This is a genomic window from Methylococcus sp. ANG, assembly GCF_040730495.1.
In the GTDB taxonomy this organism is placed as follows: Bacteria; Pseudomonadota; Gammaproteobacteria; order Methylococcales; family Methylococcaceae; genus Methylococcus.
In genome coordinates this window covers 2,732,973-2,752,932 of the sequence record NZ_CP160399.1, presented here as the reverse complement: position 1 = coordinate 2,752,932, position 19,960 = coordinate 2,732,973, and the positions used below count along the sequence as shown (strand labels likewise).

General features: G+C 63.8%; 22 protein-coding genes and 1 pseudogene. 10 read left to right on the top strand and 13 right to left on the bottom strand.

Annotation, left to right across the window (positions count from 1 at the left end):
* Positions 1–15: 15 nt before the first annotated feature.
* Both dcd and apbC read right to left on the bottom strand, forming a co-directional pair.
* A complete protein-coding gene (gene dcd / locus ABZN20_RS13395) occupies positions 16–582 on the bottom strand; it encodes a dCTP deaminase (protein WP_218808280.1) in 567 nt (188 codons plus the stop codon).
* A gap of 10 nt (positions 583–592) precedes the next feature.
* Positions 593–1,678, bottom strand: a complete 1,086-nt coding sequence (gene apbC / locus ABZN20_RS13390; protein WP_218808281.1) for an iron-sulfur cluster carrier protein ApbC — start codon at positions 1,676–1,678, stop codon at positions 593–595.
* Between the two features lie 160 nt (positions 1,679–1,838).
* On the opposite strand from apbC, the gene ABZN20_RS13385 reads away from it, so the two are divergent.
* Positions 1,839–3,068, top strand: coding sequence for an ISAzo13 family transposase (locus ABZN20_RS13385; protein ID WP_367025221.1), 1,230 nt, complete (start codon positions 1,839–1,841; stop codon positions 3,066–3,068).
* A gap of 120 nt (positions 3,069–3,188) precedes the next feature.
* The gene (gene gcvH, locus ABZN20_RS13380; protein WP_218808282.1) at positions 3,189–3,572 is read left to right on the top strand and encodes a glycine cleavage system protein GcvH; all 384 of its coding nucleotides are present in this window, start codon (positions 3,189–3,191) and stop codon (positions 3,570–3,572) included.
* A gap of 55 nt (positions 3,573–3,627) precedes the next feature.
* Here the strand turns inward: gcvH and ABZN20_RS13375 are convergent, their stop codons facing one another.
* Positions 3,628–5,280, bottom strand: a complete 1,653-nt coding sequence (locus ABZN20_RS13375; RefSeq protein ID WP_367027600.1) for a cellulose-binding protein — start codon at positions 5,278–5,280, stop codon at positions 3,628–3,630.
* A gap of 195 nt (positions 5,281–5,475) precedes the next feature.
* A pseudogene (locus tag ABZN20_RS13370) lies at positions 5,476–5,868 on the bottom strand (cellulose binding domain-containing protein); the annotation flags it as partial.
* A 192-nt stretch (positions 5,869–6,060) separates the two neighbouring features.
* On the opposite strand from ABZN20_RS13370, the gene ABZN20_RS13365 reads away from it, so the two are divergent.
* The 4 genes from ABZN20_RS13365 to nfi are packed head-to-tail and all read left to right on the top strand — an operon-like array spanning position 6,061 to position 8,875.
* Positions 6,061–6,423 carry a diacylglycerol kinase gene (locus tag ABZN20_RS13365; protein ID WP_218808284.1) on the top strand — a complete coding sequence of 121 codons (363 nt, stop codon included), beginning with the start codon at positions 6,061–6,063 and terminating at the stop codon, positions 6,421–6,423.
* A gap of 56 nt (positions 6,424–6,479) precedes the next feature.
* Positions 6,480–7,412: a carbohydrate kinase family protein gene (locus ABZN20_RS13360; protein WP_218808285.1), complete on the top strand. Its 933-nt coding sequence runs from the start codon at positions 6,480–6,482 to the stop codon at positions 7,410–7,412.
* 2 nt (positions 7,413–7,414) lie between these two features.
* A complete protein-coding gene (mazG, locus tag ABZN20_RS13355; protein WP_218808286.1) occupies positions 7,415–8,203 on the top strand; it encodes a nucleoside triphosphate pyrophosphohydrolase in 789 nt (262 codons plus the stop codon).
* A gap of 3 nt (positions 8,204–8,206) precedes the next feature.
* Complete coding sequence (gene nfi / locus ABZN20_RS13350) at positions 8,207–8,875, top strand: deoxyribonuclease V (protein ID WP_218808287.1); 669 nt, start codon at positions 8,207–8,209, stop codon at positions 8,873–8,875.
* Positions 8,876–8,884: 9 nt separating this feature from the next.
* Here nfi and ABZN20_RS13345 read toward each other — a convergent pair whose 3' ends face one another.
* From ABZN20_RS13345 to ABZN20_RS13330, 4 genes are all read right to left on the bottom strand, one after another.
* Complete coding sequence (locus ABZN20_RS13345; RefSeq protein WP_218808288.1) at positions 8,885–9,106, bottom strand: acetyltransferase; 222 nt, start codon at positions 9,104–9,106, stop codon at positions 8,885–8,887.
* 129 nt (positions 9,107–9,235) lie between these two features.
* A complete protein-coding gene (locus tag ABZN20_RS13340; protein ID WP_218808289.1) occupies positions 9,236–10,039 on the bottom strand; it encodes an SDR family NAD(P)-dependent oxidoreductase in 804 nt (267 codons plus the stop codon).
* A gap of 147 nt (positions 10,040–10,186) precedes the next feature.
* Positions 10,187–10,615, bottom strand: a complete 429-nt coding sequence (gene rpiB / locus ABZN20_RS13335) for a ribose 5-phosphate isomerase B (RefSeq protein ID WP_218808290.1) — start codon at positions 10,613–10,615, stop codon at positions 10,187–10,189.
* Between the two features lie 38 nt (positions 10,616–10,653).
* A complete protein-coding gene (locus ABZN20_RS13330; protein ID WP_367025557.1) occupies positions 10,654–11,160 on the bottom strand; it encodes a peroxiredoxin in 507 nt (168 codons plus the stop codon).
* 194 nt (positions 11,161–11,354) lie between these two features.
* Between ABZN20_RS13330 and ABZN20_RS13325 the strand changes: the two genes are divergently transcribed.
* The gene (locus ABZN20_RS13325; protein ID WP_367025556.1) at positions 11,355–12,371 is read left to right on the top strand and encodes a Gfo/Idh/MocA family protein; all 1,017 of its coding nucleotides are present in this window, start codon (positions 11,355–11,357) and stop codon (positions 12,369–12,371) included.
* Between the two features lie 28 nt (positions 12,372–12,399).
* The gene (gene dhaK, locus ABZN20_RS13320) at positions 12,400–13,389 is read left to right on the top strand and encodes a dihydroxyacetone kinase subunit DhaK (RefSeq protein WP_367025555.1); all 990 of its coding nucleotides are present in this window, start codon (positions 12,400–12,402) and stop codon (positions 13,387–13,389) included.
* Between the two features lie 102 nt (positions 13,390–13,491).
* Here the strand turns inward: dhaK and dhaL are convergent, their stop codons facing one another.
* The 5 genes from dhaL to edd form a co-directional block, all read right to left on the bottom strand.
* Positions 13,492–14,133 (bottom strand): dihydroxyacetone kinase subunit DhaL, encoded by a 642-nt coding sequence (gene dhaL, locus ABZN20_RS13315; protein WP_218808294.1) that lies wholly within the window; start codon positions 14,131–14,133, stop codon positions 13,492–13,494.
* 32 nt (positions 14,134–14,165) lie between these two features.
* On the bottom strand, positions 14,166–14,552 hold the full coding sequence (gene tumE / locus ABZN20_RS13310) for a toxin TumE (protein WP_367025554.1): 387 nt from the start codon (positions 14,550–14,552) through the stop codon (positions 14,166–14,168).
* On the bottom strand, positions 14,542–14,772 hold the full coding sequence (gene tumA, locus ABZN20_RS13305) for an antitoxin TumA (RefSeq protein WP_367025553.1): 231 nt from the start codon (positions 14,770–14,772) through the stop codon (positions 14,542–14,544). The genes tumE and tumA overlap by 11 nt, the downstream gene beginning before the upstream one ends.
* A 280-nt stretch (positions 14,773–15,052) precedes the next feature.
* Positions 15,053–15,676 carry a bifunctional 4-hydroxy-2-oxoglutarate aldolase/2-dehydro-3-deoxy-phosphogluconate aldolase gene (locus ABZN20_RS13300; RefSeq protein ID WP_367025552.1) on the bottom strand — a complete coding sequence of 208 codons (624 nt, stop codon included), beginning with the start codon at positions 15,674–15,676 and terminating at the stop codon, positions 15,053–15,055.
* 31 nt (positions 15,677–15,707) lie between these two features.
* Complete coding sequence (gene edd / locus ABZN20_RS13295; protein WP_367027566.1) at positions 15,708–17,531, bottom strand: phosphogluconate dehydratase; 1,824 nt, start codon at positions 17,529–17,531, stop codon at positions 15,708–15,710.
* A 312-nt stretch (positions 17,532–17,843) separates the two neighbouring features.
* Here edd and ABZN20_RS13290 point away from each other — a divergent pair, with 312 nt between their 5' ends.
* Positions 17,844–18,044, top strand: a complete 201-nt coding sequence (locus tag ABZN20_RS13290; RefSeq protein WP_367027565.1) for a helix-turn-helix domain-containing protein — start codon at positions 17,844–17,846, stop codon at positions 18,042–18,044.
* 58 nt (positions 18,045–18,102) lie between these two features.
* Positions 18,103–19,953, top strand: coding sequence for an SNF2-related protein (locus tag ABZN20_RS13285; protein WP_367025551.1), 1,851 nt, complete (start codon positions 18,103–18,105; stop codon positions 19,951–19,953).
* The last annotated feature ends 7 nt before the right edge of the window (positions 19,954–19,960 follow it).

The window sequence follows — 19,960 nt, the reverse complement described above, 5'->3', positions numbered from 1 at the left end:
CGAAAATCGTTGAACTCAGGCTTTAGGGAGGGTGACGCCGGTCTGGCCCTGGTATTTGCCGCTGCGGTCGCGGTAGGAGGTTTCGCAGACGTCGTCGGCGCCGAGGAACAACACCTGGGCGACGCCTTCATTGGCGTAGATCTTGGCCGGCAAGGGGGTGGTGTTGGAAAACTCCAGCGTCACGTGCCCCTCCCATTCCGGCTCCAGAGGTGTGACGTTGACGATGATGCCGCAGCGGGCATAGGTCGACTTGCCCAGGCAGATGGTCAACACGTCGCGGGGAATGCGGAAGTATTCCACCGTCCGCGCCAGCGCGAACGAATTGGGCGGAATGATGCACACATCCGACACCAGGTCGACGAAGCTGTTCTCGTCGAAGTTCTTGGGATCGACGATGGCCGAGTTGATATTGGTGAATATCTTGAATTCGTTGGAGCAGCGGACGTCGTAGCCGTAGCTCGAGGTGCCGTAGGAGATGACGCCGGCGGAATCGCCGAGCCTGACCTGGTGCGGCTCGAACGGCTCGATCATGCCGTGCTCCATCGCCATCTTCCGTATCCAGCGGTCTGATTTGATGCCCATGTCGATGCGGTCAGGTGTTCACGATGCTGATGGTGGGGAAACGGCCGCTGTAGTCCTTGGCCTTCAGCGCCAGCCGCGCCGCGATCTTGCGGGCGATGCTCCGGTACATCCGGGCGGGCTCGCCGTCCGGGGAGGCGACCACCGTCGGCCGGCCACCGTCGGCGTTCTCGCGGATGCCGCGGTCCAGCGGCAACTGGCCGAGCAGTTCGATGCCGTATTTCTGCGCCATCTTCTCGCCGCCGCCCTCGCCGAAGATCGGTTCGGCGTGTCCGCACCGGCTGCACACATGAACGCTCATGTTCTCGATGATGCCGAGCACGGGGATGCCGACCTTCTCGAACATCTTGAGGCCCTTCTGCGCGTCCAACAGGGCGATGTCCTGGGGGGTGGTGACGATGACCGCGCCGGAGACCGGGATCTGCTGCGCCAGCGAAAGCTGGATGTCGCCGGTGCCGGGCGGCAGATCGACGACCAGGTAATCGAGGTCGTCCCACAAGGTGTCGTTCAACAATTGCTGCAAGGCGCCGACGACCATGGGACCGCGCCAGATCATCGGCGTGTCTTCGTCGATCAGGTAGCCGATGGACATGGATTGGAGGCCGTGCGCGACGATCGGGTGGATCTTCCTGCCCTCCGTTTCGGGCCGTCCGGACACGCCCAGCATCAGCGGCTGGCTGGGGCCGTGGATGTCGGCGTCGAGAATGCCCACCCGGGCGCCTTCCGCCGCGAGGGCCAGCGCCAGATTGACCGCCGTGGTCGACTTGCCCACCCCGCCCTTGCCCGAGGCGACGGCGACGATGTTCCTCACACCCGGCATCGGCTTCAGACCCTTCTGCACGGCATGGGAGACGACTTCCGAGACGATGTCGATATCGACTTCGACCGCCCCGGTCGCTGTGCGAATCGCCGCCTTCGCGGCCTGAGCCAGTTCGTCGCGACAGGAATCGGCGGGATAGCCCAGCACGATGCGCAGGCTCACGCGGCTGCCGTCCACGTTTATCTTTTTCACCGACTTCGCGGCGAGCCAGTCGACGCCGAGGTTGGGATCGACGAAGGTTTTCAGGGCGGCTTCGACATCCGCCGTGGTAACGCTCATTCTCAAGGGCTCCTGACTTGGAATTTCCTGCACGGGTCCGGCCTAGTTTACCCGCAAACGGACCCGCCGGGCTGCGAAACACCGGTCGGCGACACAGCGTTCCTTAGGAGCCTAGCAGAAATAACTTGAACAGTGAGCGGTCTGTGCCTACGCTTTGTGCATGGACGCCACCAAGGTGATTGAGGAAAAATTTCTGGCGCTTTCCGGCCGTCTGGACGAAGCAACGCTGCGGTTGTGGGCAGCGGTTGAGGCGCTTACCCTCGGCCATGGGGGCGTCAGTACCGTAGCGAGCGCGGTGGGTTTGTCGCGCACGACGATCTATGCCGGTCTGCGCGAGCTCGCTATGGCGCCATCCGGTGGCGAGCCAGTCACGGCGAGGATGGGCCGTGTTCGGGCCAAGGGTGGTGGGCGCAAGAAGCTGACGGCCAAAGACCCAACGCTGTTGCGCGACCTGGATGCGTTGGTCGAACCGACGACGCGTGGGGACCCGCAGTCGCCGTTGCGTTGGACCTGCAAGAGTACGCCGCGTTTGGCCAAGGAATTGGTGGCCCAAGGTCATCAGGTGAGCCAGCGCACCGTGTGTGATTTGCTGGCGCAGTTGGACTACAGTCTGCAAGCGACCCGGAAGATTCACGAAGGGGGTCAGCAGGCCGATCGTGATGCGCAGTTCAGCCACATTGCCGCGACGGCGGCGCAGTATCAGGCGGCGGGCGATCCGGTGGTCTCGGTTGATACCAAAAAGAAAGAACTGGTCGGGGACTTCAAGAATGGCGGGCGCGAATGGCAGCCGAAAGGTCGGCCGGAGGGCGTACGCGTCTACGACTTCATCGATCCGCAACTGGGTAAAGTCGCGCCCTATGGCGTGTATGACGTGGGCGCCAACCAGGGCTGGGTCAGTGTTGGGATCACCCACGACACGGCGGCATTTGCGGTTGAGAGTATCCGCCGGTGGTGGCGCGAGATGGGCCAGCCACTCTATCCGGCCGCGCGTCGCCTGCTGATCACCGCCGACTGCGGCGGCAGTAACGGCTATCGTGTGCGGCTCTGGAAGGTTGAGCTGCAGCAACTGGCCGACGAACTGGGGATGGTGATCCAGGTCTGTCACTTTCCGCCCGGCACTAGCAAGTGGAACAAAATCGAGCACCGGATGTTCTGTCACATCACCCAGAACTGGCGTGGTCGTCCTTTGGTCAGTCGGGAGGTTGTCGTGAACCTGATTGGCAACACGACGACCACCGAAGGGCTGCGCATCCAGGCACAACTCGACGACCGGGATTATCCGGCAGGAGTTAAAGTCTCCGACCAGGAACTCGCGGAACTGGCCATTGAACGCGACGAGTTCCATGGCGAGTGGAACTATCGGCTCAAGCCTCGCGATCTCGGCGGCTAAAAGGCTATTGTTCAAGTTATTTCTGCTAGGTTACTTAGCGCGCGCCTTTACCTGCCCGGCGATTTCACATAAGTTGTGGCAGTCGCCGTTTGACCGACCCGAGGAAGAGGACACCGACTCATGAGCAACTTGCCGGCCGGGCTGAAATACGCCAAGACCCATGAATGGGCCCGCCAGGAACCCGACGGAACCGTCAAGGTGGGAATTTCCGACCATGCCCAGGAGGCGCTGGGGGACCTGGTCTACCTGGAACTGCCGGCCGTCGGCCGCCGGGTCGGCGCCGGCGAGGCCTGCGCGGTGGTCGAATCGGTGAAGGCGGCAGCGGACGTCAACAGCCCCTTGAGCGGAGAGATCGTGGCCCGCAACGAGGCGCTGGCCGACGCGCCGGAACTCGTCAACCAGTCACCCTACGAGGCCTGGCTCTTCGCGGTGAAGCCCGACGACATCTCCGAACTGGACCGGCTGCTCGATGCCGAAGGCTACCGCGCCGTAGCCGAAGGTTGACAAGAGAGCGGGAAAAACCCGGCCCGCTCCCTCATTCGAATGGAGCGAATGGAGCTTATTGCGACAGTATGCTTTTCACCGCATCGTACTTGGGCGCGAAACCCTGATCGCGGTATTCCAGCAACCCCCAAGCTCCCCATTTCGAATAGGGCTCCACGCTGTTCCACAGGTTGTAGAGACCGCCGCCCGCGGCGCTCCAGGCGTTCAAGTGCTGGGTGTAGGCCGAGCCCATCCGGCTGTCGCGGTTGGCGGCGAGGAACAGATCGGTGACGGCGTCGTTGTCGACCACCGCTCCGACGCCCGCCAGATGCTGCCCGCCTTCGTAGGCGATCAGCTCCAGGCCGTATTCCGCTGCGACGGCCTTGTTCTGCAACATCTGCCGCCTTGCGTCCTCCAGCGCGCCTCCCACCGGACCGTTGGCGAAGGAGCCACCCTGCAGGAGTTCGGCGAACAGGCTGGCCAGCCCGCCGTCGGCCTGACCGGTCCACGCGTTTACCGCCGTCAGATTTTCCGGCAGTCCGATGTAGTATCCGAAGTAGGGCGCGATGGCCAGCGCGCGGATGTTGTGCTGCGCGCACGAGGTTCCGCCGTTTTCCGCCGCCCATAGCGGACAATCCAGCGACTGCGTGGCGGTCCAGGTGTTGGCCGCCTGGGCGCCCATGACGCACACCACCCGGCCGAACGATGCGCCCCAGACCTCCTTCCAGATGTCGCAGATCTGCGCGGTCCGCATGCCGTACCATTGCAGGCGTTTGCCGAAGGTCGTGTCGCTGGCCCAGCGCGTAAGAGCCTGGTTTTCCATCCAGCCACCGGCGGAAAACGCGCCGTTCCAGGCTTCGTTGCTGTACTCCACGTAGACCTTGCGGCTTGCGGCGAGCGTGTTCTTCACCAGGGTGGCGAAACCGCGCACATAGCCGTCGTCCGCATGGGTCGGAATGTTCACCCAGATATCGGCGTTCAACTGATTGCCGAGCGCGACCGCCATCTCCACCGGACCGCCGTCGCCCTGGTCAGACACCCAGGTGACGTCGTCGGGGAGGGTCCGGTCGGCCCACAGTTCGACCTGCGAGTTGTTGGTGTTCTGGAACGCCATGAAGCGGATGGCCCGGAAGTTCGCCAGCTTGCGCAGGAACCGGGGGTCGAACGGTTGAGCGGAGTGAACCTGCTCGAACGACTGGCACGAACCGCCGCCTGCGCAGCCGCTCTGCGCCGCCGAAGGATCGCAATACGCCGCGGGATCGTTGCTGCACACCCCGCCGGCCTGCAGCACCCGTATGTTCCGGACGTAATTGCCGGTCTTGTCGGGATCGGTGGCCTTGATGGAGAACTGGAACCAGCTCTGGACCCCGTCGGTCGAGACGTCGATGACGTCGCGCCCCGGTGAGGACAGCGAGGAATTCCTGCTTGCGCCGCGGCCGTACGCCAAGGTGCCTTCGCCGTCATAAAGTACGATGAATCGTCCCGCCGGCGTGGCGGAATTCAAGCCGGTCGGAACCAGGGTCGCGACCGACGTGTAGTTGGTGCCGGTATTCGCACCCTGGGCGGGGTCGGGCAGCGAGCGCGGGTAGCCGTTCGAATCCAGCACCAGCTTGGCCTGCTCCCTCGTGTTCCAGGCGCTGCCGCCCGGCTCGACGAAAGTGCTGCAGTACGGATCCTGGTACGAGTCGCACTGGGTCAGCCAGGGCTCCGACAGCTTGAACAGATTCACGAACGGCACCTCGGTCCCATAGTAGGACAACCCGGTGACGTTGATGCCGATCGGGTTTGCCGCCGGAGTCGGAGTCGGAGCCGGAGTCGGAGTCGGAGTCGGAGTCGGAGTCGGAGTCGGAGTCGGAGTCGGAGTCGGAGTCGGAGTCGGAGTCGGAGTCGGAGTCGGAGTCGGAGTCGATGAGCATTGTGCCCCATTGAGCGTCATGCCCGCAGGAATCCCGTTGACTCCGGAATAGGTGGCATCGAATCCGAACTCGATGATCCCTCCGCTCGCCACCTTGCGGTTGGAATCCAGGTGGCGCACGGTGACCGTGGCTCGCTTTTGCGACCATCGGCCGTTCCACAGCCGGGTGACCCTTTGTCCGTCGGGCATGTTCCAGGCTACGGTCCATCCGCTCAGCGCATCGCCCGTGTTGGTCACCTTCACGCCGGCGGTAAAGGTGCTAGCCGCCTGACTGGCAATGGTGTACTCGAAGCTGCACGTGTCGGCCGCCCAGACCGGGGCGGAGGAAACAGCCCAAACGCCTTGGCTCAGAGCCAAAAGCCAAAGTGGATTCTTGACGTGACCGCTTCGCTTCGTATCCATGACTCACTCCCCTGCGTAGGCCGATTGCACGGCGCTCCCTGACGATGAAACTCATATCGCTTCTCTGATGAAAAGCATAGCGCTTTTTTGCGTTCGGTTTGACGGCCGAGCCACAACACGGTTGTAACCTCTACGTGGGATAGTGGCTGATTGCGACTTTGGCTATCGACAACCGTTTTCGAAGGAAGCTGCATGGCTGGACAAAATCTCAGGGGCTTTGCCCGCCTTTATGCCGCGTTCATCAATTCTCTCGCCGGCTTCCGCGCCACCTGGCACCACGAAGAGGCTTTTCGCCAGGAGTGCTGGCTGGCCCTGGCCGGCGTGCCGCTCGGCCTGTGGCTGGGCCAGACGGGGATCGAGCGGGCATTGCTGGTGGGCGTGCTGATCAACATCCTGATCGTCGAACTGCTCAACACCGCCGTCGAGGTGACGATCGACCGTATCGGCATCGAGCGGCACAACCTGTCCGGCCGGGCCAAGGACATCGGTTCCGCGGCGGTGCTGAGTTCGCTGATCCTGGCCGGCGCCGTGTGGCTCCTCGTCTTGATTCGTTGAAACACTCTCGGCACACTAGGTTATTTAACTTACGACGACAGCAGGACGATACCGGCATGAGCGCTCTCATCTGCGGCTCCATGGCCTATGACACCATCATGGTGTTTCAGGACCGTTTCAAACACCACATCCTGCCCGATCAGGTCCATATCCTGAACGTCTCCTTCCTAGTGCCGGAGCTGCGCCGCGAATACGGCGGCTGTGCCGGCAACATCGCCTACAACCTCAAACTGCTGGGCCACGACCCGCTGCCGATGGCCACCGTCGGCAAGGATTTCGGACCGTATGCGCAATGGATGGGGTACTGCGGCATCCGGCGCGACTACATCCATACGGTCGAGGACAGCTACACCGCGCAGGCGTACATCACCACGGACATGGACGACAACCAGATCACCGCCTTTCATCCGGGAGCGATGTCCTTCTCCCATCTGAACGACGTGCCGGCCGACGCCGGCATTCGCCTCGGCATCGTGGCGCCCGACGGCAAGGACGGCATGCTCCAGCATGCGCGCCAATTCGCCGATGCCCGCATCCCCTTCATCTTCGATCCGGGCCAGGGCATGCCCATGTTCGACGGCGACGAGCTGCTCAAGTTCGTCGAACTGGCGAACTGGGTGACGCTGAACGACTACGAGGCGCGCCTGATGCAGGAGCGCACCGGTCTGAATCCGGCCCAGCTCGCCGAACGGGTCGATGCCGTGATCGTCACGCGGGGTGCCGGCGGATCGGTCATCCACGCCGCCGGTGCCTGCCATGAAATCCCCGCCGCGCGCCCCGGCGCCGTGCTCGATCCCACCGGCTGCGGCGATGCCTACCGGGCCGGGCTGATCTACGGCCTGCTCGAAGACCTGGACTGGGTGACCACGGGCCGCATCGCCTCGCTCATGGGCGCGATCAAGGTGGAAACCGCCGGCACCCAGAATCACAGCTTCTCGCTCGAGGCCTTCCGGGAACGCTTCCGCGAAAATTTCGACTACACCTTCTGACCGTGCAGCAAACCCGCCGCCTCATCGAGATCATGGCCCGCTTGCGGGACCCGGACACGGGCTGCCCGTGGGACCGCCGGCAGGACTTCGCCAGCCTGATCCCGTACACACTGGAAGAGGCCTACGAAGTCGCCGATGCCATCGAGAGAGGGGATTTCGCCGATCTGCGCGACGAGTTGGGCGATCTGCTGTTGCAGGTCGCGTTCCATTCGCGGATGGCGGAGGAGCAGGGGCTGTTCGATTTCGAAGCCGTCGCCGCTGCGATCGCCGACAAACTGGAGCGCCGCCATCCGCACGTCTTCGCCGGCATCGACTTCGACAGCGACGCGGAACGGCTGCGCTACTGGGAGACGTCCAAGCTCGAAGAAAAGTCGGAGAAAACCGGCCGGACCCCCGGCAGCGTTCTCGAAGGCGTCGCCGCCGCGCTGCCGGCCTTGATGGAAGCCCAGAAACTGCAGAAGCGCGCGGCCCGCCACGGCTTCGACTGGGATGCGCCCGAAGCGGTATTCGGCAAGGTCCGCGAAGAGTTGGACGAGCTGGAAGAAGCCGTGGCCTCCGGCGATACGGCGCATGTGCGGGAGGAAATGGGCGATCTGTTGTTCGTGCTGGTCAACCTCGCCCGCCATCTGGACGTGGACGCCGAAACCGCGCTGCGCGAAGGCAACCGCAAGTTCCGCCGGCGTTTCCAATTCATCGAGGAATGCGTGAACCGGACCGGCAAGCGGCTGGCCGACTGCACCCTGGCCGAACTCGATGCCTTCTGGGACGAGGCCAAGCGGGCCGGGCTCTGATTCATGGGCTTGGCGCTCTGCCACGAGCACCGCTGGGACTTGAGCCCCAAGGAAGCGGCCAACCTGCAGGCCCAGCTCCGCCCGCTGGTGCTGGCCGAAGACGCGCTTCCTGCCGAAATCCGCGCCGTGGCCGGCGTGGACGTGGGCTTCGAGGACCAGGGCAGAATCACCCGGGCCGCGGTCGCCGTGCTCGATTTTCCCGGCCTCCGCCTGATAGACCAAGCCATCGTTCGCCAGCCGACCCGTTTCCCCTACGTCCCCGGCCTGCTTTCATTCCGCGAACTTCCCGCCCTGCTCGTCGCTTTGGAGCGGTTGTCCATTCTCCCGGAACTCGTCCTGGTGGACGGCCACGGCTACGCGCACCCGCGGCGTTTCGGCATCGCCTGCCATCTCGGAGTGCTCACGGGAATTCCGACCATCGGCGTCGCCAAGACACGCCTCGTCGGAACACATGGAGAATTGGGGGAGGAGCGGGGAAATTGGGTGCCGCTGACCGACAAGGACGAAACCATCGGCGCGGTGGTGCGGACCCGCCGGGGCGTCCAGCCGGTGTACGTCTCGGTCGGTCATCGGCTGAGCCTGCCGGCCGCGGTGGACTGGGTGCTGCGCTGCGCCCCCAGGTATCGCCTGCCGGAAACCACCCGGCAGGCGCACCGTCTCGCTTCCGGCTGAAGCCGGGAGCTATTTCTTCAGCTCGCTGTCGCGGTAGTGGGGGTCGACCCAGCAGCGGGGCAGCTCCTCGCCGGAAGGGAACACCAGCTCCGACTTGTCGAACTTCTCCGGATCCTGCATTTCCTCCCCGTAATGCAAACGGCCTGGCACCATCTTGTGGATGGGATTGAACAAATCGCCGAGGCCGAGAATCTCGACCAGATGTCCGTTCTGTTTTTTCTTGAGAAACATGGGTCTTCTCCATCTATGGCTGAAACGGCAATCCGAAGGCGATTCGCATGTCGACGATCGATCCATCGGTCCCGCGCAAAGACTACTCCCACCGCGAAAACATTTTCAACATCGCGGTGCGCTTCGACATCACCCCCGCGGCCTCAGCAGCATCGCATTGATCGCGAGGGTGACGCGCTGGGGCGCCATCCGCCCGCCAAACGCGAGAAGTTTCGCGAACGGCCCGGGAACACAGACCATCCGCCCCCGCTGCATCGCGCGATAGCCCGCCTTCGCCACCACCTCGGGCCGGCTGGTCAGGAAGGAGCGGTATAGCGGAGTCCTGGCGAAATCCCCCGCTTCCCGGAATCGGGTATCGACCGGACCGGGACACAAGGCGGTGACGCTGACCCCCGAACCTCGCAGCTCGGCGCCGAGCCCTCTGGAAAAGGAAAGCACGAACGCCTTGGAGGCATAATACGCCGCCGCGCCGGGGCCGCCCGGCTGCAGGGCGGCGAGCGAGGCTACGTTCAGAATCCTGCCGGACCGGCGCATCAGCATGCCAGGCAGGAACAGCTTGGTGAGATGAACCACCGCGGACGTATTCAGCCGCATCATCGCCAGTTCGTCCTCCAACCGCGTGTCCCGGAAACCGCCCTGCACTCCGACTCCCGCGTTATTGACCAGATAGTCGACGACAATCCCCGCCGCGGCCACTGCGTCATGGACTGAGGCAGGCGCTCCCGGCTCGGACAGATCCGCCGCGATGGTCATCACGTCGATGCCGTGGCGGCTCCTGAGTTGCCCGGCGAGGGCGTCCAGACGGTCCCGGCTGCGCGCCACGAGAATCAGGCCGATGCCGTCGGCGGCAAACAGCCGGGCGAATTCCGCGCCGATACCGGAAGAGGCCCCGGTGACCAAAGCCGTTTTTTTGCCGTCGGTCGTCGCGTTCATGGCGGTGTCTCCATTACGGTCTCACACCGCCCCTGTCAACATTCCGGGGAGGGCATAACACCAGGTAAATTTCGTAAAACCCGTGCGCGGCCGGCACTACGGCCTGCCGCAAACCGATGCATGAGCGTTCCGCGGAGGCGGCGGGGTCTATTCGTCGATCGCCACGATCCGGGGAATGTGCCGACCGCCCTCGAAGCCCGTCGAGAGAAAAGTCTCGACGATCTTCTTGGCCATGTCCAGACTCACGATGCGCTGGCCCATGGCGATGCAGTTGGCGTCGTTGTGCCAGCGGGTGAGATAGGCGGTTTCCTCGTTGAAGCAGTAGCCGCAGCGGCAGCCTTTGACCCGGTTGGCGACGATGGCCTCCCCGTTGCCGCTGCCGCCGAGGACGATGCCGCGCTCGACTTCGCCGCGGGCCACGGCCACGGCGCAGGGGCGTATCCAGGTGGGATAATCGGTGCGTTCGTCGCTGAAGCAGCCGTAGTCGACGACTTCATGACCGAGCGAAGTGAGCCAGGCGCGGAGCTGCTCCTTGTAATCGAAGCCGGCGTGGTCGGATGCGATGCCTATTTTCATGGGAATTCCTTACGTAGGGTTGCGGGTAGTCGGCCTGGTCACAGATGCGCCAGCACGGCCTCGGCATTCGAGACTTCGAACTTGCCGGAGGCTTCGACGCCGAGGTATTTGACCACGCCGTCGTCGACGATCATGGCGAAGCGGTGGCAGCGGACGCCCATGCCGTTGGGCGTGAGGTCGCGGTCCAAGCCGAGCTTTTTCGCATAATCGGCGCTGCCGTCGGCCATCATGCGCACCTTGCCGCCGGCCTTTTGCTCGCGGCCCCAGGCGGCCATCACGAAGGCGTCGTTCACGGCCATGCACCAGATTTCGTCCATGCCCTTGGCCCTGAGCTGGTCGTAATTCGCGACGAAACCGGGCAGGTGCTTGACCGAACAGGTGGGGGTGAACGCACCGGGCACGCCGAAGATCACGAGCTTCTTGCCTTTGGCCTGTTCGCCGACATCGAGCGCCTTGGGATTCATCGGACAGGCGGTGGCCGGATCGAACTCGATGCATTCGGTGAGGCTGCCCGCGGGCAGGCGGTCTCCTACTTGGATGGTCATGGAATATCCTCCGGATACTTTGTTATAGGATTGGCGAAACGGAGAATGGCCCAAGCGATTGCGGAAGTCAAAAGGGAAAGTATCTTAACCATATGATTTTCATGGTCTTGGTTCACGCACCCGCAGTACCGCGGCTGTGTTAGAGTCACGGCCTCAAAGTTTTTTCAAACAAGAACATATACAGGGGGGAAGCCATGGGAAATCCATCGAAACTGCGCTGGGGCATACTCGGCGCGGCGCGCGTCAACGAACGCCTGATGCCCGCCATCGTCGAAGCATCGAATTCCGAACTGGTAGGCATCGCCAGCCGGCGTCCCGGCGCCGCCGCGGAAACCTTGGCCAAATATGCCCCGCACGAGCAAGGAGTGCGCACCTACGACCAGCCCGACGCCCTGCTGGCCGATGGCCAGGTCCAGGCGGTCTATCTCCCCATGGCCAATCACGAGCACGCCGAATGGGCGGTGCGGGCGCTGCAAGCCGGCAAGCACGTACTATGCGAGAAGCCCATGGCGCTTACGGCGGCGGACATCGAGGCGATCGAGGCGGCCGCCCGCGAACGCGGCCTCACGGTGATGGAGGGCTTCATGTACCGCTTCCATCCCCAGCATACACGGGTGCAGGAGATCGTCCGCTCCGGTTTGATCGGCGAGGTCCGCTATGCCCGCGCCAGCTATTCGTTCATGATGCGCCCGGCCCGGCGCTACCGCCTGGCGCAGGACGTCCGGCACGGGGGCGGCGCGATGTGGGACATCGGGCCCTATGCGGTGCATTCCCTGCGTTGGTGCTTCGAACAGGCCCCGGTCGCGGTGACGGCGATGGCGAAATACGTCGAGAGCGGCGCGGACATCGCCACCAGCGGATTGATCGATTTCGGCGACGGCCGGCGCGGCCATTTCGACATCAGCTTCGAATGCGCCCGGCGCTCGGAATACGAGATCACCGGCACCCTGGGCGGTGTGAAATGCCACACCGCCTGGCAAAATCCGGGCGACGTGCCGGTCATCTCGTGGTGGACCGAGGACGGCCGCCAGTGCGTCGAACAGTTGCCGGCGGCCAACCATTTCCGGCTGGAGATCGAGCATTTCGCCGACTGCGTCCTGAACGGCAAGCCGCCACTGCTGTCGCTGGACGATGCCAAGATGAATTGCCGGACCCTCGTGGCCGCGCTGGAATCCGCCGCCACCGGCCAAACCGTGAAATTGAACGACTGAATCTTTTATCGGCCCTCAAGGGAACCCCATGAAAAAATTCATCAACACGGTCGAGGACTTTCTGGATGAAAGCCTGCGCGGCTTCGCCAAGGCCCACGCCGACATCGTCGATTTCAGCCCCGAGCCCCGTTTCGTGTCCCGCAAGGCGGCGGCCAAGCCGGGCAAGCTGGCGCTGGTCTCGGGAGGAGGATCGGGGCACGAACCCTTGCACACGGGCTTCGTCGGCCTCGGCATGCTGGACGCCGCCTGTCCCGGCCAGGTGTTCACCTCGCCGATCCCGGACCAGATGCTGGCGGCGGCCCAGGCGGTGGACCACGGCGGCGGCGTCCTGTTCATCGTCAAGAACTACGCCGGGGACGTGATGAACTTCGAAATCGCCGCCGAGATGCTCGACGTTCCCCACGACTCGCTGCTCGTGCACGACGACGTCTCCCTCCCCGAAAACCGGGGAATGGGCCGGCGCGGCATCGCCGGCACCACGGTGGTGGAAAAGATCGTCGGCGCGGCGGCGGAAGCGGGCTACGAGCTGGCCGCCTGCAAGGCGCTGGGGGAACGCGTGGTCCACGCCACCGCCTCCATGGGCGTCGCCCTGACCAGTTGCACCGTGCCGGCCCTGGGCAAGCCGATGTTCGACCTCGGCGAGCGGGAAATGGAAATGGGGGTCGGCATCCACGGCGAGCGCGGGCGGGAGCGCATGGCGCTGGGCAGCGCCGGCGAGATCGTGGACTACATCGCCGCCGTCATCGACGAAGAGCTGCAGCCGCAAGCCGGCCAGCCGGTGCTGCTGCATGTCAACGGCTTCGGCGGCACGCCGCTGATCGAACTGCACCTGATCTACGAGCTGGCGCACCGGCACTGGAGCGGACGCGGCCTCGAAATCGCCCGTTCCCTCGTGGGCAATTTCACCACCTCGCTGGACATGGCCGGCTGCTCCCTCACCCTGACCCTGCTGGACGAGGAAATGCTGCGGCTGTGGGACGCGCCGGTGCACACGGCCGCATTGCGCTGGGGGTGCTGAGGCGGCCGGGGGAATCAAGACGCGCATCTCGCACAGATACCGTAGGGCGGATGCCGATAGGCGATCCGCCAACTGGCGGAACCCGAAAAAGACGGTTCCGCCCTACCGCGATTTTCCGGTCAGAACCTCGGCGATGGCCGAAATCATCAATTGGCTGCTGCGGGCGCCGGCATCGACGTGGCCGATGGCGCGCTCGCCCAGGAAAGAGGCGCGGCCCTTGGTGGCGATCATGTCGCGGGTGGATTCCATGCCCGCCTCGGCCGCGCGGATCACCTCGTCCGCCAGTTGCGCCAGAGGAACGGCATGCTCCGCCGCCGCCGATTTCAGCACGTCCGCCACCGGGATCAGCACGTCCAGCATGGTCTTCTCGCCCCGATCCGCCTTGCCCCGCGCCTTCATTGCCTCCACTCCCTGAGCGAAGGCCTCGGCCAGATTCGCCAGATTCATATCCCGATCCTTCAGCGCCCTGCCCATGGCGATGAACAACGTGCCGTACAGCGAGCCCGACGCCCCGCCCACCGACGACATCAGGGTCATCCCGATTTTCTGCAGAGCAGCCGGCCAGTCCAGCGCCGCCAGACTTTCCGCCTGCTTCGACAAAGCCTCCAGCCCACGCTGCAGGTTGACGACATGGTCGCCGTCCCCGATGGCCTGATCGAGCGCGCTCACCTCCTCGGCATGGGCTTGGATGGCGGAAAACGCGGCCTGGAGGAGATTGGGGATGAACTCGGGAGTTGCAGGCATCGGCTTTCCTATGGAATCCGTGAAATCTCGCTTCAGGGCTGAACACCCAGGGCTTCGGCAATGACCGCTCGAACATCCGGTCTTTGGGATGAAACCACGGTGCCGTCGATCGGGTGCTTGTGATACGGAAAATTTGGCAGACTGGGAAAATGCGGCGTGCTGTCATAACGGAAGCGCAGACGATTTCGTTCGTCCTGACAGTGATAGCGATAATCGAGATGGACGAAGGCACCATCGGCTACCACGACAGCTTCATGAATTTCCAGCAAATGTCCGTTCGCAATGCGGAGACGAATCCGCAGATTGATCCGCTCCGGCGTTAGGATTTCTTCGACATAGCGCTCCACATGGACGTGCGCCGCTTGAACGATGACCGTTTCGATGCCCTCCAGATAGGTTTTCAGAGCATCATGCAGCATGCTTCAGTTTGTCTTCCAAATCCTGGCGCAGAACGAGGTAATGCCTATAGTCGTTCGCCCATTCGACATGATCGATGTCGTCCGATAAACGGCCTTGGCTGTAAAGATGGAAAAACTCCTCGGAAGCCATGTTTTCCTGCATTTCGTGGAGGCTTAGACGTTTGGTAACCTCGATCAAGGCGTCCAAGGGCGATGAGTGTTGAATCGTTTGCTTTCGCATACTGCCCTCGTTAACTTTCTGCGAGTATCAACAATTGTTCCCATGTCGGTAAATTTGTTCGTTGAGCCGCCGCGGTCCTGGTCAGCCTCGATCAAGTTGCCGTCAGCGATCAGCGCGACGTTTTATCCTGAGTCGTATTGTTTACACGATGTAAGTGTACACCGGAAGTATCCCCTGCCTTTTCAGGCCGATAGACCGATGCGTGGTGGGATTTGAGGACTGGAGCGATCACGGGCGGGATATGGACGGCCCTTCCTCTGGGGCCGTCCCTGGAGAAGCTTTAGGGCTTGAGCGCGGCCGCTTCTTTCGCCAGGCGGGTGATTTCCGCCCAGTAGCCGCTGGCGATGAGGTCTTTGGGGGTCAGCCAGGAGCCGCCGACGCAGACCACGTTGGGGAGCTTGAAGAAGTCCGGGGCGTTCTGGGCGTTGATGCCGCCGGTCGGGCAGAATCGGACCTGCGGGAACGGACCGCGGAAGGATTCCAGCATCTTGATGCCGCCGGCGGCCACCGCCGGGAAGAATTTCATCACGGTCAGCCCGCCTTCGAGCACCTGCATCACCTCGGTGGTCGTGGCGACGCCGGGGAAGAACGGCAGCCTGCTTTCGACGATGGCCTTGAGCAGGGTCGGGGTGGTGCCCGGCGAAACCCCGAACTGGGCACCCGCGGCGATCGAGGCTTCGAGCTGGGCCGGGGTGGCGATGGTGCCGACGCCGACGATGGCGTCCGGGACTTCCTGGCGGATGGCCTTCACGGCATCGAGGCCGGCGGCGGTGCGCAGGGTGATTTCCAGCACGCGGATGCCGCCTTCGACCAGGGCGCGGGCCAGCGGCACGGCATCTTCGGGGCGGTCCACCACCATCACGGGCATGACGCTAGTGGCGTCGATGATCTGATCCAGATTCATGGTTTTTTCCTAAAGGTTAGGAAGGCGGCGCTCAACGGCCGCCTTCGTCGAAATTGAAGGTGAAGGCGCCGCGTTCCGGCGTGTCGGCCAGATGGCGGAAGCCGCTGAACAGCTCCCGTCCGGTACCGAACTGGTTGCCGGACAGGTCGTCCGTCACCGGCTCGCGCAGCGACCAGCGCTCGGCCGGCACTTCGGCCTGCAGCTTGCCCTGCACGGCGTCGAGCAGGATGGTGTCGCCGGTGCGCAGCAGGGTCAGTGGGCCGCCCATGGCGGCTTCCGGGGAGATGTGGATCGCCGCCGGCACTTTGCCGGAGGCACCGGACATGCGGCCGTCGGTGATCAGGGCGACCTTGAAGCCGCGGTCCTGCAGGGAGGCCAGGGCCGGGGTGAGCTGGTGCAGCTCGGGCATGCCGTTGGCGCGGGGGCCCTGGAACCGCAGCACGGCGACGAAGTCGCGCTCCAGCTCGCCGCGCTTGAAGGCATCGATCAGCTCGTCCTGGCTCTCGAACACGATGGCCGGCGCCCGCACCACCCGGTTTTCCGGCGCCACGGCCGAGACCTTGATGACGCCGCGGCCGATGTTTCCGGTGACCAGGCGCAAACCGCCGTCCGGGCTGAACGGCTCGTTCGCGGGGGCGAGCACCGCCGGGTCGTGGCTCTTCTCGGGTGCGTCGCGCCAGGCCAGCGTGCCGTTCTCCAGCCAAGGCTCCTCCGCCCAGCGGCGCAGGCCGGGGCCGAGGATGGTCTGCACATCCTCATGCAGCAGACCGGCGTCGAGCAGTTCCCGGACCAGGAAGCCCATGCCGCCGGCGGCGTGGAAGTGGTTCACGTCGGCCTTGCCGTTGGGGTAGACGCGGGCCAGCAGCGGCACGACGGCGGAGAGGTCGTTGAAATCGTCCCAGTTGATCTCGATCCCCGCGGCGCGGGCGATCGCCACCAGGTGGATGGTGTGGTTGGTCGAACCGCCGGTCGCCAGCAGGCCGACGATGGCGTTGACGATGACCCGTTCGTCGACGATATGGCAGAGGGCGGGCGCTGTGGCGTCCTGGGCCAGCTCCGCTGCCACCCGGGTCGCCGCGCGGGTCAGGGCGTCGCGCAGCGGCGTGCCGGGATTGACGAAGGACGAACCCGGCAGTTGCAGGCCCATGATCTCCAGCAGCATCTGGTTGCTGTTGGCGGTGCCGTAGAAGGTGCAGGTGCCGGCGCTGTGATAGGACGCCATCTCGGATTCGAGCAGCGCGTCGCGGCCGACCTTGCCTTCGGCGAACTGCTGCCGCACCTTGGCCTTCTCCGAGTTCGAGATGCCGGACACCATCGGGCCCGCCGGCACGAACACGCCGGGCAGATGACCGAAGCGCAGCGCGGCGATGAGCAGGCCCGGCACGATCTTGTCGCAGACGCCGAGGTAGAGGCTGGCGTCGAACACATGGTGCGACAGCGCCACCGCGGTGGACAGCGCGATCACGTCGCGCGAAAACAGCGACAGCTCCATCCCGGTCTGGCCCTGGGTCACGCCGTCGCACATCGCCGGCACGCCGCCGGCAACCTGGGCGGTGACCCCGGCCCGGCGGGCTTCCGCCTTGATGATCTCCGGATAGTGCTCGTAGGGCTGATGCGCCGAGAGCATGTCGTTGTAAGCGGTGACGATGCCGATGTTCGGCGCCGTCGCGGCCTTCAGCACCAGCTTGTCGTTGGCCGGGGTCGCCGCGTAGGCGTGGGCCACGTTGGTGCAGGCGATGTGGGAACGTTCGACGCCCTTCTGGCGTGCCTGGTGCATGAGTTCGAGGTAGGCCGCCCGGCGGTCGTGGCTGCGGGCGCGGATGCGGTCGGTCACGTCGACCAGTGTCTGGTGCAGGAACATGGGTTCGTCGATGCTCTTCTTCTGTGGGGCGCCGGGAAAGCACCCATCGCCGGAGATAAAACCTTCGCATTTAAGCCAAGGCGGAAACGAGTGTCAAGAAATGGCAACACACTGTCTTCTTCCATGGAATTTTCCGTTCGGGTGGTCCGTGGGAACCGTTCAGCCGGTGCCGGATTCAGCGTCGAGCCTGTCCGCCAAGGCACGGAACTTGTGCGGCTGGTCCGTAGTCGCTGACGCCGCAACATGGGAGAATCGACCGGATTTGGTATACAAAATCCAACATCGGCAAATGGCAAAGGCGAGACGATGACCGATCCAGAAGGCGAAATCCTGACGCTCCACGAAGTCGCGACATACCTCAAAGCCGGGAAACGGACGGTCTACCGCCTCGCTCAGAAAGTAGAGATCCCGGCTTTCAAGCTGGGGGGCTCGTGGCGCTTTCGCCGCTCCAAACTGGATCGCCGGATCGCCGAAAGCATCAGCAAGAAGAAGCCGGAGGCAGAGTGAGCGCGGACCAAGCCAGCCGCCGAATCACGCTAGGGGAAGAACAAAGGGAGGGTCGCCATTGACAACACGTCAGCTTCTGACGCCGCACCAGAGCCAATACTTTGCTTGGCTGCTGACCAGGCGTGCAGCAGGCGACTCCGTGGAGTCGTTGGCTTCGACCTTGGTCGATTCGCAAGTCGATCTGAATCCCCATCAAGTCGAAGCCGCGCTCTTCGCTTGCCGCAACCCCCTCTCGCGCGGCGTGATCCTCGCCGACGAGGTGGGTCTGGGCAAGACCATCGAAGCCGGTTTGGTCATCTCCCAACGCTGGGCCGAACGGCGGCGGAAGGTGCTCATCATCGTTCCGGCGAACCTGCGCAAGCAATGGCACCAGGAGCTGCAGGACAAGTTCGGCCTGCAAGGGCTGATCCTCGAAGCCAAAAACTACAACTCGATCCGCAAGCAGGAGCAGCGGAACCCGTTCCTGTTCGCCTCCGGCCCGATCATCTGTTCCTATCAGTTCGCGAAGGCCAAGGCTGACGATGTCAAGGGCATCGACTGGGACTTGGTTGTTCTCGACGAAGCGCATCGCCTGCGCAACGTCTACAAAACCAGCAACGTCATTGCCAAGACCCTCAAGGAGGCGCTGTCGCGCGTTCACTCCAAGGCGCTCCTGACCGCGACGCCGTTGCAGAACTCCTTGCTCGAACTCTATGGGCTGGTCAGCTTCATCGATGACCGCGTGTTCGGAGACCTTGATAGCTTCCGCTCGCAATTCACTGGCCGAGAGCAATCCTTCAGCGGCCTGCGTGACCGGCTGGCCCCCATCTGCAAGCGCACCCTGCGCAAACAGGTTCAGCCCTACGTGTCGTACACAGCGCGCAAGGCCATCGTCGAGGAGTTCACGCCGTCGAGCGAAGAGCAGGAACTTTCCAGGCTCGTCGCCGATTACCTGCGCCGCCCCAACCTCAAGGCCCTGCCCGAGGGGCAGCGCCAACTGATTTCGCTCGTGCTGTGGAAGCTGCTCGCTTCCAGCACGCACGCGATCGCGGGTGCGTTGGAGACGATGGCCAAGCGCCTCCAGGGCGTGCTCGACGAAACCACCGAAGTTCCCGATCTGGCCGACGAACTCGACGAGGACTACGAGTCGCTCGACGAAACCGCCGATGAGTGGAGCGACCAAGACTCAGACGTCGCAGCACCGAGCCGCATGGAACGCGATGCCATCGCGCAGGAGATCGAGGAGCTTCGCCACTTCAAAGCGCTGGCAACCAACATCCGGGACAACGCCAAGGGCAAGGCGTTGCTCACCGCGCTGGACCGCGCCTTCGCTGAGTTGGAGCGGTTGGACGCGGCCAGAAAGGCCATCATCTTCACCGAGTCCAAGCGTACGCAGGAATACCTCCTCAACTTGCTGGCCGACACGCCATACGGCGACAGCATCGTGCTCTTCAACGGCACCAATAGCGACCAGCGTGCACAGGCCATCTACAAGGATTGGCTGAAGCGGCACGAAGGCACCGACCGCATCACCGGCTCCAAGACCGCCGACACGCGCGCAGCGCTGGTCGAGCACTTCAAGGAGCGTGGCAAGGTCATGATTGCCACCGAGGCCGGAGCCGAAGGCATCAACCTCCAGTTCTGCTCGCTTGTCATCAACTACGACCTGCCGTGGAACCCGCAGCGCATCGAGCAGCGCATCGGGCGCTGCCACCGCTACGGTCAGAAGCACGACGTGGTGGTGGTCAACTTCGTCGACCGCAGCAATGAGGCCGATGCACGGGTGTACGAGCTGCTGTCGCAGAAGTTCCAGCTCTTCGAGGGCGTGTTTGGGGCTAGGAGTCTGTCGGACTTTCCGGTTCTGGTTCGAACCGGATTGGAGGGGCGGAAGTCCGCTGTTTCCGTTAACATAGCGGCCTATTCCGGATAGATCGCGA

What these genes read in the sequence shown, in the direction of transcription:
- dcd (WP_218808280.1), bottom strand. Translation starts at nt 582, where the DNA reads ATGGGCATCAAATCAGACCGCTGGATACGGAAGATGGCGATGGAGCAC.
- apbC (WP_218808281.1), bottom strand. Translation starts at nt 1,678, where the DNA reads ATGAGCGTTACCACGGCGGATGTCGAAGCCGCCCTGAAAACCTTCGTC.
- ABZN20_RS13385 (WP_367025221.1), top strand. Translation starts at nt 1,839, where the DNA reads ATGGACGCCACCAAGGTGATTGAGGAAAAATTTCTGGCGCTTTCCGGC.
- gcvH (WP_218808282.1), top strand. Translation starts at nt 3,189, where the DNA reads ATGAGCAACTTGCCGGCCGGGCTGAAATACGCCAAGACCCATGAATGG.
- ABZN20_RS13365 (WP_218808284.1), top strand. Translation starts at nt 6,061, where the DNA reads ATGGCTGGACAAAATCTCAGGGGCTTTGCCCGCCTTTATGCCGCGTTC.
- ABZN20_RS13360 (WP_218808285.1), top strand. Translation starts at nt 6,480, where the DNA reads ATGAGCGCTCTCATCTGCGGCTCCATGGCCTATGACACCATCATGGTG.
- nfi (WP_218808287.1), top strand. Translation starts at nt 8,207, where the DNA reads ATGGGCTTGGCGCTCTGCCACGAGCACCGCTGGGACTTGAGCCCCAAG.
- ABZN20_RS13345 (WP_218808288.1), bottom strand. Translation starts at nt 9,106, where the DNA reads ATGTTTCTCAAGAAAAAACAGAACGGACATCTGGTCGAGATTCTCGGC.
- ABZN20_RS13340 (WP_218808289.1), bottom strand. Translation starts at nt 10,039, where the DNA reads ATGAACGCGACGACCGACGGCAAAAAAACGGCTTTGGTCACCGGGGCC.
- rpiB (WP_218808290.1), bottom strand. Translation starts at nt 10,615, where the DNA reads ATGAAAATAGGCATCGCATCCGACCACGCCGGCTTCGATTACAAGGAG.
- ABZN20_RS13330 (WP_367025557.1), bottom strand. Translation starts at nt 11,160, where the DNA reads ATGACCATCCAAGTAGGAGACCGCCTGCCCGCGGGCAGCCTCACCGAA.
- ABZN20_RS13325 (WP_367025556.1), top strand. Translation starts at nt 11,355, where the DNA reads ATGGGAAATCCATCGAAACTGCGCTGGGGCATACTCGGCGCGGCGCGC.
- dhaK (WP_367025555.1), top strand. Translation starts at nt 12,400, where the DNA reads ATGAAAAAATTCATCAACACGGTCGAGGACTTTCTGGATGAAAGCCTG.
- dhaL (WP_218808294.1), bottom strand. Translation starts at nt 14,133, where the DNA reads ATGCCTGCAACTCCCGAGTTCATCCCCAATCTCCTCCAGGCCGCGTTT.
- tumE (WP_367025554.1), bottom strand. Translation starts at nt 14,552, where the DNA reads ATGCTGCATGATGCTCTGAAAACCTATCTGGAGGGCATCGAAACGGTC.
- tumA (WP_367025553.1), bottom strand. Translation starts at nt 14,772, where the DNA reads ATGCGAAAGCAAACGATTCAACACTCATCGCCCTTGGACGCCTTGATC.
- ABZN20_RS13300 (WP_367025552.1), bottom strand. Translation starts at nt 15,676, where the DNA reads ATGAATCTGGATCAGATCATCGACGCCACTAGCGTCATGCCCGTGATG.
- ABZN20_RS13290 (WP_367027565.1), top strand. Translation starts at nt 17,844, where the DNA reads ATGACCGATCCAGAAGGCGAAATCCTGACGCTCCACGAAGTCGCGACA.